Origin of the sequence: Pedobacter cryoconitis (assembly GCF_014207135.1) — a bacterium.
GTDB classification, from domain to species: Bacteria; Bacteroidota; Bacteroidia; order Sphingobacteriales; family Sphingobacteriaceae; genus Pedobacter; species Pedobacter cryoconitis_D.
The window spans coordinates 127,591-143,105 of sequence record NZ_JACHCC010000013.1 but is presented as its reverse complement, the minus strand read 5'-3'; the positions used below and the strand labels follow the sequence as shown (position 1 = coordinate 143,105).

Annotated in this window: 14 protein-coding genes; 2 read left to right on the top strand and 12 right to left on the bottom strand. The window is 40.1% G+C overall.

What is annotated here, in order from left to right:
* Positions 1 to 14: 14 nt before the first annotated feature.
* Together moaA and HDF25_RS22265 are read right to left on the bottom strand one after the other, a co-directional pair.
* Positions 15 to 995, bottom strand: a complete 981-nt coding sequence (gene moaA, locus HDF25_RS22270) for a GTP 3',8-cyclase MoaA (RefSeq protein ID WP_184628606.1) — start codon at positions 993 to 995, stop codon at positions 15 to 17.
* A gap of 122 nt (positions 996 to 1,117) precedes the next feature.
* The gene (locus tag HDF25_RS22265) at positions 1,118 to 1,339 is read right to left on the bottom strand and encodes a hypothetical protein (RefSeq protein ID WP_260409443.1); all 222 of its coding nucleotides are present in this window, start codon (positions 1,337 to 1,339) and stop codon (positions 1,118 to 1,120) included.
* Between the two features lie 190 nt (positions 1,340 to 1,529).
* Here HDF25_RS22265 and HDF25_RS22260 point away from each other — a divergent pair, with 190 nt between their 5' ends.
* Together HDF25_RS22260 and HDF25_RS22255 are read left to right on the top strand one after the other, a co-directional pair.
* Positions 1,530 to 3,305: an aminopeptidase P family protein gene (locus tag HDF25_RS22260; RefSeq protein ID WP_184628604.1), complete on the top strand. Its 1,776-nt coding sequence runs from the start codon at positions 1,530 to 1,532 to the stop codon at positions 3,303 to 3,305.
* The gene (locus tag HDF25_RS22255) at positions 3,305 to 3,811 is read left to right on the top strand and encodes a MepB family protein (protein ID WP_184628603.1); all 507 of its coding nucleotides are present in this window, start codon (positions 3,305 to 3,307) and stop codon (positions 3,809 to 3,811) included. Before HDF25_RS22260 ends, HDF25_RS22255 begins: the two co-directional genes overlap by 1 nt.
* A gap of 44 nt (positions 3,812 to 3,855) precedes the next feature.
* Here HDF25_RS22255 and HDF25_RS22250 read toward each other — a convergent pair whose 3' ends face one another.
* The 10 genes from HDF25_RS22250 to HDF25_RS22205 form a co-directional block, all read right to left on the bottom strand.
* Positions 3,856 to 4,728: an ROK family protein gene (locus HDF25_RS22250; RefSeq protein ID WP_184628602.1), complete on the bottom strand. Its 873-nt coding sequence runs from the start codon at positions 4,726 to 4,728 to the stop codon at positions 3,856 to 3,858.
* Positions 4,729 to 4,751: 23 nt separating this feature from the next.
* Positions 4,752 to 5,612: a glucose-1-phosphate thymidylyltransferase RfbA gene (gene rfbA / locus HDF25_RS22245; protein WP_184628601.1), complete on the bottom strand. Its 861-nt coding sequence runs from the start codon at positions 5,610 to 5,612 to the stop codon at positions 4,752 to 4,754.
* A gap of 18 nt (positions 5,613 to 5,630) precedes the next feature.
* On the bottom strand, positions 5,631 to 6,197 hold the full coding sequence (locus HDF25_RS22240; protein ID WP_184628600.1) for a DUF3109 family protein: 567 nt from the start codon (positions 6,195 to 6,197) through the stop codon (positions 5,631 to 5,633).
* Between the two features lie 4 nt (positions 6,198 to 6,201).
* Positions 6,202 to 6,978 (bottom strand): DUF3108 domain-containing protein, encoded by a 777-nt coding sequence (locus HDF25_RS22235; protein ID WP_184628599.1) that lies wholly within the window; start codon positions 6,976 to 6,978, stop codon positions 6,202 to 6,204.
* Between the two features lie 31 nt (positions 6,979 to 7,009).
* A complete protein-coding gene (locus HDF25_RS22230) occupies positions 7,010 to 7,525 on the bottom strand; it encodes a DUF2480 family protein (RefSeq protein ID WP_184628598.1) in 516 nt (171 codons plus the stop codon).
* A 63-nt stretch (positions 7,526 to 7,588) separates the two neighbouring features.
* Complete coding sequence (locus HDF25_RS22225) at positions 7,589 to 9,676, bottom strand: peptidylprolyl isomerase (protein WP_317618245.1); 2,088 nt, start codon at positions 9,674 to 9,676, stop codon at positions 7,589 to 7,591.
* A gap of 204 nt (positions 9,677 to 9,880) precedes the next feature.
* Positions 9,881 to 12,646, bottom strand: a complete 2,766-nt coding sequence (locus HDF25_RS22220; protein WP_184628596.1) for a TonB-dependent receptor — start codon at positions 12,644 to 12,646, stop codon at positions 9,881 to 9,883.
* 204 nt (positions 12,647 to 12,850) lie between these two features.
* Positions 12,851 to 13,423, bottom strand: a complete 573-nt coding sequence (gene lptC / locus HDF25_RS22215; RefSeq protein ID WP_184628595.1) for an LPS export ABC transporter periplasmic protein LptC — start codon at positions 13,421 to 13,423, stop codon at positions 12,851 to 12,853.
* A complete protein-coding gene (locus HDF25_RS22210) occupies positions 13,423 to 14,763 on the bottom strand; it encodes a hypothetical protein (RefSeq protein ID WP_260409442.1) in 1,341 nt (446 codons plus the stop codon). The genes lptC and HDF25_RS22210 overlap by 1 nt, the downstream gene beginning before the upstream one ends.
* Positions 14,726 to 15,481, bottom strand: a complete 756-nt coding sequence (locus tag HDF25_RS22205; RefSeq protein ID WP_184628594.1) for a type III pantothenate kinase — start codon at positions 15,479 to 15,481, stop codon at positions 14,726 to 14,728. Before HDF25_RS22205 ends, HDF25_RS22210 begins: the two co-directional genes overlap by 38 nt.
* Between the last annotated feature and the right edge of the window lie 34 nt (positions 15,482 to 15,515).

Below are 15,515 nucleotides of genomic sequence, written 5' to 3'. Positions count from 1 at the left end.
ACAAGTTTAAACTGTTAACCACCGATAGTAATCATACTTCTGTTATGAATGGTATCGGGTATTATATTTTCAAAAAGACCGGAGAACTGACCGCCAAGCGCCGCTGCTTTATGCGCAATACATTCGTGGATTAAAGGCAAAACAGGTTCACCCCTCCTTAAAGGTCCAAGCAAGTCTGTTTCGGAAACTGAAAAAAGACAATTTTTCAGTTTACCATCAGCTGTTAAACGCATCCGGTTACAGGTTCCGCAAAATGGTGCCGTCATGGTGCTTATAATTGCGAATGTACCGGCATGTCCGGTAATCTGGTAGTGTTTAGCGGTATCATTCTGACCACCCTCAAGCGCAGTAAACGTATATTTTTTAGTTATCTCAACCAGAATTTCTTCGAGGGATATCACTTTATTACCTGTCCAGCGGTTCCCTTCAAAAGGCATAAATTCTATGAACCTGATCTCTACAGGCTCATCCTTTGTCCAGGCAATAAAATCAAGGATCTCAGTATCATTGAATTCTTTCATCATGACCACATTAATCTTGACTTTGATATCATGCTTCAGCAAAAGATCAATATTAGCCCTGACCTGCTGAAAAAGATCTCTTCTGGTAACAATTTTAAATTTATCGGCATCCAATGTATCCAGGCTGATATTGATGCTTTTAATTTTAGATTCCAGCAGGACATCTATAAAATCATGCAAACGCACACCATTGGTAGTCAAAGAAAGTTCTACAGGTAATCTGGAGAGAGATAAGATGATTTGTGCTGCATCTTTACGGACAAGAGGTTCTCCTCCCGTAAGTCTGATTTTATTAACCCCTTCACTAACGAACAGGGTAGCAAGTTTTTCAATTTCCCCGGCCTGCATCAGCTTTGAGGCCTGGGTAAACTCATAATTCTCGTCGGGCATACAATAGAAGCAACGGAGATTACAGTTATCTGTAAGAGATATCCGTAAGTAATTATGCACCCGGTTAAAAGAATCCTTTATCATTTAATCTAAGTTAACAACAAAATCCCAGTCCGGGGTTTATTGCTGCTGCTTAGAGAAGCTTGTCCCGCAAAATTTATGCTGATATGACAAAAAACATTTAAATGATCTTTATGTCCCGGTGTTTACATCCGGTAACGTAAGGATACTGATCTCCCTAAAGCCTGGGCAAGATCAGGTTCAATGGTAAATTCACTTTCCTGCTGCATCCATACCTGGCTCACATTTTTCAATAAAGTTATTGGCTGCCCATTTAAAATTATTTTTAACTCGGTAGTTTCCTTATTTATTGCAGCACCATTTATAATTTCGTACACATAATCTGTGTCTCCATACGTTATACGCATTTTCAATCCCATATTCTTCTCCTCGACCCCAAAGATAAATTAAAACTCCTATAACAGCGTGTTTTTGTTGCTATTGATCAAAAAAATGTGAAATATTTTTTTCAGGTATGCAGCATCAAAAATCCTTTATTCGGGAGGTGTAAATAAATTACTTAGATTTGGTCATCAAATTCTATTCAAATATTTGCATATGACATACCAGGATAAACTGCGCGAAATACGTAAACAAATGAAGGCCGATAATGTACAGGCCTATATTATTCCTTCTGCTGATCCTCATATCAGTGAGTACCTGCCAAAACATTATAAATGTATCCCTTTTACTTCAGGATTTACCGGTTCTGCCGGCACCTTGGTTATCACAGCCGACTTTGCTGGCCTGTGGACTGATTTCAGATATTTTGAACAAGGCCCGGAACAGCTGAAAGGTAGTGGTTTTGAACTGGTCAGACAAAAAGTTCAGCATGCACCAGAATATATACAATGGTTAAATGAAAAACTGGAAAAAGGGGCTACTGTTGCAACTAATGAAAAATTGCTCTCGGTATTACTGGGTGATTTACTTACACAACAATTCTCTTCCAGCGGCATTCAGCTAGTCAATAAAGACTATCTGAGCCCGATCTGGGAAAACCGTCCGGAACTACCAGCTGACCCTGCATTTCTGATTGCAGACGAACATATCGGAGAAACTGTGAGCAGTAAGCTCAAAACAATAAGAGCAGCAATGGCCAGTCATCAGGCAGACCATCACCTGGTTTCTTCCCTGGACGACATCGCATGGATTTTTAATATCCGCGGGAAAGATGTAAGCTATAATCCAGTGGTATTAGGATTCGCTTTAATTAATCAGGATCATGCAACCTTGTTTATTAATCCATCCAAACTGACAGAAGCTGAAAAACTGACCTTGCTGAAAAGCGGTGTTGAGGTATTACCTTATGAAGAGATAGAGCGTACGCTGACACAAATCTCACCTGACAGCTCCATCCTGATAGATCCTAAACGTAACTGCTATGCCTATGCTAAGCTGATCCCCGCATCGGTAAGAATCATTAAAGAAATCAACCCTTCAACTAATCTGAAAGCCATAAAAAATGAAACTGAATTAAGAAACACTGCTGAAGCTATGCTGAAAGACGGTGTTGCGATCACTCAGTTTTTAAAATGGCTGTCAGAAAATATTGGTCAGGTAAAAATCACTGAACTTTCTGCAGCTGCACAACTACGCAAATACAGATCAGCACAGGAAGGTTTTGTTGGAGACAGTTTTAATACGATCAGCGCCTACAGAGCTCATGGGGCCTTGCCACACTATTCGGCCTCTGCAGAAAGCGATGCAGAAGTAATTCCTGAAAGTTTGTTCCTGGTTGATTCGGGAGGTCAGTATTTTTACGGTACAACCGACATTACCCGTACTATTCCGATGGGTATTACCACTGAACAGGAAGAAACTGATTATACACTTGTACTCAAAGGGATGATAGACGGTTGTAAAGCCAAGTTCCCTAAAGGCACCTGCGGTTACCAGATTGATGCGATTACCAGAAGACCATTATGGGATTACGCCATTAACTACGGACACGGTACAGGTCACGGTGTAGGTTACTTCCTGAACGTTCATGAGGGACCTCAGGTATTTAATCCAACCAATACTCCGGTAGCAGTAGAATTAGGTATGATTACCTCTATAGAACCTGGGATATACCGCCCGGGAAGACATGGTATCCGCATTGAAAACCTTGTCCGGACGATTACTGTAGAAACGAACGAATTCAATGAGTTCTACGGTTTCGAAACCCTGACTATTGCGCCGATCAGCACCACCATTGTTAAAAAAGAACTACTGGATCAATCAGAAATCAACTGGCTGAATGCTTATAATGCTGAAGTTTTTGAAAAACTAAACCCGAGGTTAAGTCAGGAAGAGAGTGACTGGCTGAAAGAGGCTACCAAAGCGATATAATGCAAATCATTCAAAGAGATTTTCTAATTGCCAGTGAATTGGTTTACAAAAACTGCGGTTTCAGTTATACACCACTAAGACCAGAGTCTGAAAGCGCCGGTTACGGGGCGGGTATTTTTGAAATAAACGCTTTACCAGTAGTCTGGCGTGTAGCAAAAATCACTCCGGCTAAAACGGGGCAGTTTGTGACTTTATGGAAGCGAAATGAAGGTGGAATTACCCGGCCCTTTGACCTGAAAGATGATTTTGCTTTTTATATTATCAATACCCGCAATGATGAACATTTCGGGCAGTTTATTTTCCCTGAATATATCCTGGTTGAAAAAGGGATACTATCCAGCGGAAGTAAAAATGGGAAGAGAGGGATCAGGGTGTACCCACCCTGGGATCAGACAACAAATAAACAAGCACAAAAAACCCAGCAATGGCAACTGGATTATTTCCTGGAAATCCCAAAAGACAAACCAGCCGATTTAATCCGGGCAAAAACACTATTCATACAGTAAAAAAAAGCGTCGTTCCTGATCAGGAACGACGCTTAAAATTCTTCTTATGCCTGCTGCCAGCTATACGCCGCACCAACCAAAGCTGCATCTTCCCACATCACACTTTGCTTCAGCACCACGTTTTTATCCTTCAGGTGCTTCAAAACAACAGGAATAAAGTTATCCCAGGTCTTGGCTATGTTCCCACCAATTACAATGGCATTCGGCTGCTCCTCGGCTATAAAATCATTCAGGAATGTAGCCAGGTTTATTCCAAATTCTTCGAATATCAGTGTCTTGACCCCTTCCTCGGCTGTAGCGAGCAAAGACTCTACATTTTTAATATCCTCTCCTGTCAGTTCCTTATATCTTTTAGAGAACCATCTCGTCGAAATATACTCCTCAGCTATACTGTCTTTAAACGGAATAAATGCACGGTCAGAATCTACAGTTTTACCCTGGCAGTTACTGGCAGATCCCAATCCCGTTCCTAAAGTAATTCCCAGTGCCCTTTTCTCTCCAGCAACGGCCCCAGAGGCCAATTCTCCATGCAAAAACGATTCAGCATCGTTTCGAAAAAGAATATGACTAGTTGGAATACCTAATTTTTCAGCTAGAATTTCCAGCACATTAAGTCCGTATAAAGAGTCATATTTCTTAGTTCCTTTCATTAAAGAAATCCCCTTTTCATAGTCAAAGGGTCCAGGCATTGCAATACCAATATAGGTAGTTTGCTCACCTTTATTTTCAACCAGCGGAGACAAAGCATCTACCCAGGATTTAATAATGACATCTGCACCTTCCATAGAAGCTACCCGTTCTCTGATCAGTGAACTTTTTATTACTTTCAAATCAGCAGCACCTACATGTGCTGCTGTAATATGAGAGCCTCCAATATCCACCCCAATATAGGGTAGTTCAGGCGATTTATTATTCATGTTTATGGTTTAAGCTAGATTTTTTATTTTGTTATTTTTAACAGATAAACTCCGTAACCACTTTTCACAAGTGGTGTGGCTATTTTACGAAGTTGTTCTTTATCTATAAATCCCATTCTGTAGGCTACCTCTTCAATACACCCTATTTTAAGTCCCTGACGTTCTTCAATAACCTGTACAAACTGCCCAGCCTGCATTAATGAAGCAAAAGTTCCGGTATCAAGCCATGCAGTCCCGCGGCTTAGTACACCAACTTTTAGTTTACCTTGCTCAAGATAAACCTTATTGACATCAGTAATTTCATACTCACCACGAGGTGAAGGTTTGATGTTTTTCGCTATCTCTACCACACTGTTATCATAAAAATAGAGACCAGGAACTGCAAAATCAGATTTTGGGTCTGCCGGTTTCTCTTCAATTGATATAGCCTTGTTATCTGTATCAAACTCTACAACACCATAACGTTCAGGATCAGATACACGATAAGCAAAAACAACTCCGCCATCCGGATCAGAACTGCCCTGTAAAAGTTTAGCCATCCCATCTCCATAGAAAATATTATCGCCAAGTACCAATGCAACTTTATCTGTTCCGATAAAATCTGCCCCGATTACAAAAGCCTGCGCAAGACCATTTGGCTCATGCTGAACAGCATAAGAGAATTTACAACCTAAACTGCTGCCATCACCTAAAAGTTTTTCAAAATTCGGAAGATCATGAGGAGTAGAAATAATTAATATTTCTTTGATTCCGGCCAGCATTAATGTTGACAACGGATAATAAATCATTGGTTTATCGTAAACAGGCATCATTTGTTTACTCATGACCAGAGTTAAAGGGTGCAACCTGGTGCCGCTTCCCCCTGCTAAAATTATTCCTTTCAAGATTTTATGTTTTTATGGTTATAAAGTTGAAGTTACACTATTTTCCAATTCCTCATACCAGTCTGCTCCATATTTTCTGATCAGTGGTCCTTTTAAAAAAGTATAAACAGGTACTTTAAGTTCTCTTCCAAATGCGCAGGCATCTGAACAAATATGCCAGCGATCGTAATTCAGCACATCAAATTCCGGATATTTGGTTATCCGGATGGGATATAAATGACAGGAAATTGGTTTCTGCCAGTCTACAATTCCCTGCTCATGCGCTTTCTCAATGGCACATTTCGTAATTCCATTTTCGAAAGTCACATACGCACATTCTTTATTTCCATCTACGCATGGAGTTGTCAGATCTCCGTCAGCATCTACCACCGATGTACCGTATTCCTCAATTGCTGCGATACCCTTAGGTGCGAGCATATGTTTGATTTTGGGATAAATCTCAGCTAAGATAGCTGTTTCTGCAACTTCCAATGGAGCTCCCGCATCCCCCTCTACACAACAAATTCCTTTACACTTATTGAGATTACACACAAAATTCTCGCGTATAACATCTTCATGAATAAGTGTGTTTTGTACTTCTATCATCTTCTTAATTTTCTTTTGCCAAAGGATATAACAATCCATCAGCTGATTTAATTTCCATGGTTACTGCCCCAACTATAATCTCTACCTGAGCCTTTACAGGCACCCTGTTGCCATCATCAGTAATCCAGAGATACAAAGCACTGTCTTTTCTAAAAATCCTGCCTGGCTCAATAGAGGGGCTGAATTTCAGACAGCGTATATTACCGAGTTTGCTTTTTACAACCTCTTTTCCTACATATTTTATTTCCAGCTGATGAATACCGTCACCCAGAAAATAATGAAGTTTAAACTTCTCTCCGATTTTGAGTCTGGAAATGTCCAGACTGCGGGCAAAATAATAAGCAGAGACCAGGTCGAAGGTTTGGGTAGTCGCTGCATTGAAAGTTCCTTTATTGGAAACTACCTTTTTCGTGTCTTGGGTAAACCGGGCTTTATCTTTCCTGGTATAACTTGCTTCCTTTACATCCTCCTGGTAAAAATAAGGTGTCAGTGTCGTTTTATCTATATAGGAATCATAATGGTCCCTTATTTTATAGAATACATCAAAAGTACCGGAAGTCTTTGCATCGACAACCAGCCTGTAAGTTTCATTATTATCAAATTTAAGATCAGAGTTCAGCACCTTTATAGTCGCTTCGGCCGCTGTGATAAACCCATATTTCAGTTTATACTGCAAAACTTCACCAGCCTTAAAAATGGGTTCTTTCTTTAATGGCAATTCCTGAGCTTCGGCATGAACCAGAGTAATCAAAAACACTAACAGCAAAAATAATTTTCTCATACCCGATCTTAACAAAAACTCATCCAAAATCCTAATCCTTTCGTTTAAAAATCGGGACAGTGGAACATGGTTCCCCATACATAATACTTTTAACTACTGGTGTCAGCAGCGTAGTGATTTCGACATAAGCTGATACAGGAACCTCAATATCAGCACAGCCTTTAACGACAACACGCGCATCCTGATAAACTGAAAGGTCAACCTTAGCCAGTGCTTTACTGAACAAAACAGCTTCCAGTGTTTCCAGGTTACCAAATACAACCTCATTGACATAAGGTTTCAACTTATTAGCCAGCAACATATACGCCCAGGTAGGCACAATGGCATCTGCACTGCAAATGACAGCTACATTCTTACCGGTATAGGATGCCCAGTCATGTTCTTTGATAAACTCTCTGAAATCCTTTTCCCTGAGCATCAGACCATGAAACAGGTTTTCTTTGATATCATAGACAACCCGTTCCCCTTTATCATAATAGAGTTCCAGATTGAAAGTAACTAAACCACTGGCAGCAACCTTATTGACTATATTTTCCTGAATATCCATGTTCGTAAAAATAAAAAAACCGGAAGCGATGTACTTCCGGTTTCAAAATTACGTAAAATAAGATTAATAGAATTTCACTCTATTGTCTTTTATCTCACTTTTATCCTGTAATGCCTGGAATGCTGCTCCTAATGACTTCTGAGCAACTGCCTGACGCATCATTTCTTTTTGTTTGTAGGTATTTCCGATTGGAGCCGGGTTAGTAAACCCATTCACTGTAAACACATATACGCCATGCTCACCTTCAACGGCTTTAGATACTTTACCTGGTGCTGAACCGAATATACTTCCGATCAGTTTATTTTCCTGTGCCGCACCTGGAAGGATCGGGTTAGAGAATACAATGTTCGAAACCGGTACAACAGTTTTTCCAACTTTCTGAGCTACCTGTGCAAGATTTCCTGCACCTTTAGCTGCATTGTTTAATTTCTCTGCAAGCATCTTACCTTTAACCGCATTGATCACCATCGGCGTGATATCTTTTTTCACTGCTTCCAGTGGCAGGATACCTTTTGATTTAATGTCAGTAACACGTGCTACAACGAAAGCATTATCCATCTGATAAACTTCTGCTAACACATCTCCTTTTTTAGCTGCGAAACCATCACGGATCAGCTGACGTGGATTATCTAATCCCGGAGCATATCCCTGGCTACCTGTAATTCTATCTGCGATAGCTACAGTGTAACCTAATTTTTTAGCTTCTGCACTAAAGTTATCACCTTTAGCAATACCCAGGAAGTTCGAAGCTTTTTTATAAGCCTGATCTTTAGTCTTGCTGCTTGGCGTAAGGTTTTTCTCTATGTAAGCCAGTTTAGCTACTTTAGAAGAACCAATTTGTTTTTCAATTTTAATCAGGTGTACACCAAACTGTGAACGTACCACTTTAAGCTCACCAACCTGGCCGTTAAATGCTGCATTCTCAAATTCAGGAACCATTTGTCCTCTTGCGAAGGTACCCAGTTCACCACCTTTATCTTTAGATCCGTCTACACTGTAAGTTTTAGCCAGATCAGCAAAACTTGCTCCTTTTTGGATTAAGGTTTTTAAAGAGTCAGCCATTTTCACTGCCTTGTCCACGCCACCCAGTTTGGTCGCATCTAAAAGGATGTGACTTGCTTTAACTGAATCAGGAGAAAAACGGCTGTCAATCACTTTTACCAGTTTATAAGAATTACCAGTAAATACAGGTCCGTAGAAACTACCTGCCGGCAATGCAAATACAGCTGAATCAATTTTAGGATCCAGTTTACCTTTACCGATATAAGTATATGGAACTTTCACATCAGAGTTAACTGCTGCAAATAATGAGTCACTTTTTGAAGCTTTGAAATCCGAAGCTAATTTCTCCACCTGCGTTTTCACTGCAGCTGAATCTTCTTTAGTTGGATTAACGCTGAATGAAACATATTCAAATGAACGGGTTTCAGCAGGGTTATCAAATCTCTTTTTGTTGTTGTTATAGTAATCAGCAAAATCAGCGTCTGATGGTTTAACTGATGCATCAGGAATACTTGCATAGTCTAAACCTACATAGTTGAAGTTCGCCAGTTTATTTCTGTTCTGATATTCATCATTCGCTTCCAGAGAAGTTACATAAACAGAGTTTTTAATTAAGTTACCATATTTCTGTTGTAAAGCCTGTTTTTCAACTTCTGCTTCCAGTAAATCCCATTGTTGTTTCAACTGAGGATTAGACGCTTGTTGTTTCAGGGAGTTAATCACTGCAGCACGGTCAACCTGACCAGTCTGAGGATTACCAAAATATTGAACGATAAGCGGGCTGGGATTTTTACCCTGATATAAATCGAACAATTCTTCGCTGGAAATACCTAAACCTAAACGGTGGTATTCTTTTGACAATAAGACTGTTGCTAATTCACCATTCCATGCATTGTCAACAGCCATAGCTGTCATTTGTGGATTGGCACTGCCACCGTATTGTTGTTTGAACTGTTGTAAATTCTGATCTACTTTAGGACCAAATTCATCGATGTTGATGTCCTCACCATCCACTGATCCAACAACTTTTTGAGATGCTGCCCAGAAAGGCTTTCCTACGTTAATTGCATCACCGACTAAAAATGCAACAATTGCAAAACCGATGGCGCCCACTAAGATAATGCCCATGCGATTCCGCAAAAATGTCATAAAACCCATAATATCTATTATTTATATTTTTTAAAGAGGGCGCAAGATACAACTTTTGCCAAAAAAAGAAAACAATTTAATGTTTTTGAATAAACCACTGTCTGAATTTGATTTAATAATAATTTTATCAATGCTCAAATAAACAGAAACCACACGTACCGGCATGGCCGGCTGGTGTGGTTTCTGATGTCTAATATCCGAAATCTACAGGGTTAAACCCACCCGAAAAAAGAAACGTCTGCCATTCCCCCCCATCTGAACGGCATCAAAAGGGCCTGCGGGTTCATTATTATATGCCCAGTTTTTTGCTCCTTTTACATAACCCAGATCAGGATGAACATTAAATACATTATCTGATCCCAGAGAAATGCGGGCAAATTTATTCAGTTTATAACTGAAATAAATATCACTCACCACTTTTCCACCGTAATTGTACAGATCCGGCACCCTACCCGACCCGTCATCCAGCGGTACTGTAGGATATAACGTTGTACCATCTCCATATCCATAAATAGCTACTTTACCAAAATAGGTAAACCTTGTACCCACAGTAAAGTCCTTATGACCAAATTCAGGGTTTAAAGAAAACTTTGCACGCGGGGCAGAAGCCAGGATAAAATTCTTTTCCCTCGAACTTAGAAAAGTCTCCTGAAGGACCGGCGTACTTCCCAGGATCGGCGGATAATTTACCTTATTGATATCCATGTGCTGAAAATTCCCTGTAAACAATAATCTGTAACGGTTATCACCAATAGTTTTATTGTAATCCAATACGACATCCAGCCCTCTGTTGGTCGTATTTACTGCATTTGCAAAAAACTGTGCAGAGCCTACATGGAGTGCCTTCAATGCATTTGTAAATGAAGGATCCAGTGAGGTATCATCAGCACTGAATTGTCCAGACAAAACTACCCGGTCAGTTACTTTAATAATATACCCGTCTACAGTCACACTGAATTCCGGAACTGGCTTAAAGGTAAAGCCCAGACCGGCATTTTTTGACCTTTCCTGTTTTAGATTGGGGATTCCGGCAGCCTGGGTGATCGGGCTGTAATTAGGTGCAATCTTAACTTCAGAAATCACCGCCCCCTGTACATTGGTAAAGGTTGAACTATAATTAATCTGCTGCAAAGATGGCGCACGGAATCCCGTACCAACCGAACCACGAACATTGAAATTATCAGTTATTTTATACCTTGTGGCAAACTTGGTACTGAAATTATAGCCGAAATCACTGTAATGTTCCAACCGGTTTGCAAAATCTATCAGCCATTTTTTAGTTACATCTACTTCAAAATCTACAAAAGCACCCAAAACGGAGCGGTTAGCTTTGACAGCATCCCCTGGTTGAAAACCCGGAAATCCCTGTGAACCTGCTGCCTTAATACCATTAGGGTCATAATTTTTGTAAGAAGCCTCTTCTCCAGGAAATATCTTATAACGTTCATAACGGTATTCTGCTCCAAAACCAAGATTGAAACCCGAGAGTACTTTATCAAAATGTTTGCTGAAGTTCAGGTTGCTCGTATTTTGCAGAAAAGCAGATCCGCCATCATCAAAATGTGTCTTTCCAGCTCCTAAAGAAGCATTATATGTCTTTTCACCAAAGAAATGAAAGTTATTGTTACCAGTGTTATTACTCAAATCCCAGTCCCAGGCATCCCCGAAAGTACCTTTCACACCAGCTGCAAATGAAACATCAGTATTATGTGTCTGGATTAACGGATTATAATAAGAATCACCGTTTGGGGTATTAAAAATAATTCCCGGTGCAGGGATCAGGTTTCCATTGTTCGTTGGAAAACGATCCGGTCTGGCCAGAAAGTTTCTGGAGAAGGCATACGCATCAGATCCCTTGTAGCTGTACCCACCAAAACTATAGAAGGTAGTCTTCTCACTCACCGGTATCTCATTATTAAAAAATATAGTACCGTTTTCGGATGATCCATCACCATTAGCCCGTCTGGCTGTATTAATTGGTAGTGCTTTAGGATTCGATGTAGTCGTATCTTTGACCTGCCGGAAGGTCTTACCATTTTTGGAATAATCTGCAGTAATATTGATGAAACCTTCTTTCCCGATTTTCAATCCATAGTTTGCATCTACATTGACCCCGTTTCCATCGATAGCCCCTCCGTGCGGATATTGACCAGAAGCCATGTTATTTTTACTATTGAATGCCGGGTCATAATACCCAGAATAGCCAGCGTTAATATTAAATTGATTTACTGTTTTCTTCAAAACAATATTGATTACTCCCGCGATAGCGTCAGATCCATATTGTGCAGATGCACCGTCCCGCAGGATCTCAACCCTTTCTATTGAAGCTGTGGGTATAGAACTAAGGTCAACACCCGAATTTCCCCTTCCTCGTGTTCCGAACACTGAAACAAAAGCTGTTGAATGACGTCGTTTACCATTAATCAGAACCAATGTCTGATCTGGGCCTAAACCCCTAAGTGTACCCAGTTCCACGTGATCTGCTCCATCCGAACCTGACTGTTTGTTGTAATTAAAAGAAGGGGCTGCATAATTGAGAATATCTGTTAGATCCATACGCCCCGTTGTTGTCGCAGATTTGCTGACATTAACGATATCAACTGGCACAGCCGTCTCCAGTTTCACTCTTCCTGCAGAACGCGTTCCGATCAATACCACCTCATTGAGCTGGGCGGTATTACTTTCGAGTGTAATATCCAGTTTTGTATTTGTACCGGCAATTCTCGTAACCGCGGTATAACCCGTATAACTAAAAGTCAGCTCATCTGTCGGCCCGGCCTGGATCGCAAACTGCCCTTTTTGATTGGTACTGGTGCTGAGACTGCTCCCTTTAATATGTATAGAGACACCAGGAATGGGTTCTTTACTTCCTCCATCCACAACAGTTCCGCTAACTGTCTTTTTTTGCGCCATGGTTACTCCCGCAGAAAGGAATACCAACGTAATCATAAATAATAGCCATTTTTTCATAGATTTTGGTTTAGATGAGTTTTGGTTTAGGTTTTAATCTGATATTAATATACGTTATTATTCAGTTATAACATTAAAAACCAGTATTTTACCAAAACACACCAAACAAACTCTACTATGTTACCCCAAAAAGTAGGATCAACGCAATTTCAGCAGCGAAAAATCACTCTCAGACATAAGATTAAGAAAAATAGACTAGAATTTTTACTGCGTTAAGTCCCCTTTAACGTAAGTTTCTCCAGATCCCTGTTCAAAATCAACTGAACTGAAATCCTGAGGGGCTTTAAAATTGATCGCATTTAAGACAGTGCCGTCGGGTCTGGTCACTATCCCTTTTGGAGAGAAAAACATCTTTTTCTGCTGATTCCAGGTAAGTTCTTCTGTATTAAATGTCAGTTCGTCCCTGACCACAACCACATTTTTCTTAAAAATGGTTACCTGCTCAGTTTCTTTCCTGATCGCATAATCTGAAGTAATGGTGCCTGTTGGTTTTTGAAGAGGGTCAAAGAAGGTGATCTTGATCCCCTTTGGCATTTCCTCATATTTACTACCCGTAGATGGGTTTACCTGATCCAGTATTGGTGCAAACCCTTTCGCTTTAACCACCGCCGAATCACTGAAGACGATTTCTACTTTTAAGGATCTGTCCCTGCTGAGGGTCAGCTTTTTGGAAGAGATAGTAGCCGCTTTTTTCAAGTCATCCTCATTACAGGAGCTTAAAAAAAGCGGAATAAAGCACAGTATAACTATACGTGATAATATACTGGCCAATTTCATTAATCGAATTTAAATCTTTTGAACCAGGTATCATTAATCGCAAAGCCCAAATGAAAACTCACATAGTTTTCCTGTAAAGAACCAGAAGTCAATGTACCTCTGCGTCCGATTTCAGTAGAAAAGTTCAGTTTATAGAATGCCCCTCTGTACATTGCATTTGCCAATGGTAAGCCCAGACCAAAAGTTAGTGCCGCCTGTTTTACACTCTGATCAGCCAGTTTAATATAGGTCTGATCATAACTAAAACCTAAGCGGTAATCAATACGTTTGAAATAGCTGTTGATAGAAGTAATATCCGGAGTAATCTGACCGCCAATAGACGCGCCTTTGCTATTTTGTAATCCCTGTCCTGCACCATCAATAGTGAAAGCAGACCAGTTACCCATTCTAAAATCAGCACCTACAAGCCACTTATTATCTTTTTGAAGAGCGATACCGAAATTATGGATTAAAGGAAGCTTCAGGTGGGCCTTTGCATTGTTGATCGAGTCCACAGTCTCAACTGTTACGTTACCCTCTCCCGTGGTTCCGTCATACAAGTATTTGCTTGCCGAATAAGTTCTCGTTGAATTCACGTTGGATGGAGATGAACCTGAATAACCAAATGTCAGTAATGTTTTTCTGTCTAAACGGATATCATACTGTGCACCATAAGAGAAAGTAATCCCACCGACACTGTTTTTATTCTGCAGACGGGTTGCGAAAGCACTTGGATCGTTAGTAAACTCAACAGCTTTATTTTCTATCAGGTTTCCGAACAGATACTCAACATTACCACCTATTCTGAAATGCTCACCAAATCGCTGACCATAACCAATATATGCTTTTGTTAAACCACCTTCACCTGAATATACATTATTCACCGTCGCTGAAGAAGGGTTACCTGCTGAGCCGGTTATCGTCTGTGGATTAGTGAAATTATAACCCAGTTCAGAATAAGGAATGATACCAAAACTCAGTGCTGAATGCTGGGTAACCGGAAAAGCAAGTGCAAGGTGACTTAATGTACCATTGAAACTGTTATCACTTGCAGAACCTTTTGACAGATTGGTAAATGTACCTCCCAGTCCAACATCAATCGTCGTCATCGTGATTCCCGCATAGGAAGCAGGATTCTGCATATTAATATTATTATAACCTGTAGGTTTGTTGATTGCTGTGGAAATACCACCCATCGCCCTGAACTGAGGAAGCAGTTCGCCTTTGAGATTTCCGATCCCATATTTAGAATATGGCGATTGTGTAGTAACCTGCGCATTAACAGAAAGGCTGGCCAGCAGAACTAAAACTGCAGTTATATAATTAATTTTTTTGTACATATTCAAATACAATGACTTCATTTAATCCTTTTAATACCAAATAGGGATCGTGTATAATTTGAGGTGCAAAGATGCTGTTTTTTAATTGTTCCAGCAAAAAAGTAGCATCCCCTCCAGTTATAACTACCTTCAGTTCTTTATTATTTTTATTGTTAAGTTCAATAAAACCCTCAACTTCGTTGATTACGCCTTGTAAAACGCCATTTGCAATGGCTGTATCCGTATCTGTGCCCAGAGGAATATTTTGCATTTCCTTATCCCATCTGACCAAAGGCAGTTTGCCGGTATAATGATTTAAGGCCTTAAACCGCATATTCACGCCAAGACTTATACTCCCACCATAATAGTTCCCCTCATTGTTCAGTAAATCATAGGTAATACAGGTCCCTGCATCTATAATTAAACAATTTTGTTTGGGATAAGCCTCATGAACAGCTAGTACTTTAGCCCATCTGTCCTGACCCAGGGTAGATATTGTTTTATAATAGTTATTCACTCCTGTGTTTAACCGGGTAGAAAACTGCTTATACTTGGTTTTGGCTCTTAAAACATCAATTACAGCTTCCACATCCTCCCTTACACTGGAAACCGTAGAATTTACTATCTGATATTCCTCTATTAATGTTGTCAGGACCTGTTGATCTAAATGCTCCAGGCTTTGAAAAAACACCAGCACCTTATCATTAAAAACAGCTATCTTGCTGTTAGTATTGCCGATATCTATAACAAGATTATGCATTTACCAATCCACAGTTCATCCTACAAAGCTATTA

Bases quoted from the DNA above. Each gene is read 5' to 3' on its own strand.
- moaA (WP_184628606.1), bottom strand. From the start codon at position 995: ATGATAAAGGATTCTTTTAACCGGGTGCATAATTACTTACGGATATCT.
- HDF25_RS22265 (WP_260409443.1), bottom strand. From the start codon at position 1,339: ATGCGTATAACGTATGGAGACACAGATTATGTGTACGAAATTATAAAT.
- HDF25_RS22260 (WP_184628604.1), top strand. From the start codon at position 1,530: ATGACATACCAGGATAAACTGCGCGAAATACGTAAACAAATGAAGGCC.
- HDF25_RS22255 (WP_184628603.1), top strand. From the start codon at position 3,305: ATGCAAATCATTCAAAGAGATTTTCTAATTGCCAGTGAATTGGTTTAC.
- HDF25_RS22250 (WP_184628602.1), bottom strand. From the start codon at position 4,728: ATGAATAATAAATCGCCTGAACTACCCTATATTGGGGTGGATATTGGA.
- HDF25_RS22240 (WP_184628600.1), bottom strand. From the start codon at position 6,197: ATGATAGAAGTACAAAACACACTTATTCATGAAGATGTTATACGCGAG.
- HDF25_RS22235 (WP_184628599.1), bottom strand. From the start codon at position 6,978: ATGAGAAAATTATTTTTGCTGTTAGTGTTTTTGATTACTCTGGTTCAT.
- HDF25_RS22230 (WP_184628598.1), bottom strand. From the start codon at position 7,525: ATGGATATTCAGGAAAATATAGTCAATAAGGTTGCTGCCAGTGGTTTA.
- HDF25_RS22225 (WP_317618245.1), bottom strand. From the start codon at position 9,676: ATGACATTTTTGCGGAATCGCATGGGCATTATCTTAGTGGGCGCCATC.
- HDF25_RS22220 (WP_184628596.1), bottom strand. From the start codon at position 12,646: ATGAAAAAATGGCTATTATTTATGATTACGTTGGTATTCCTTTCTGCG.
- lptC (WP_184628595.1), bottom strand. From the start codon at position 13,423: ATGAAATTGGCCAGTATATTATCACGTATAGTTATACTGTGCTTTATT.
- HDF25_RS22210 (WP_260409442.1), bottom strand. From the start codon at position 14,763: ATGAAGTCATTGTATTTGAATATGTACAAAAAAATTAATTATATAACT.
- HDF25_RS22205 (WP_184628594.1), bottom strand. From the start codon at position 15,481: ATGCATAATCTTGTTATAGATATCGGCAATACTAACAGCAAGATAGCT.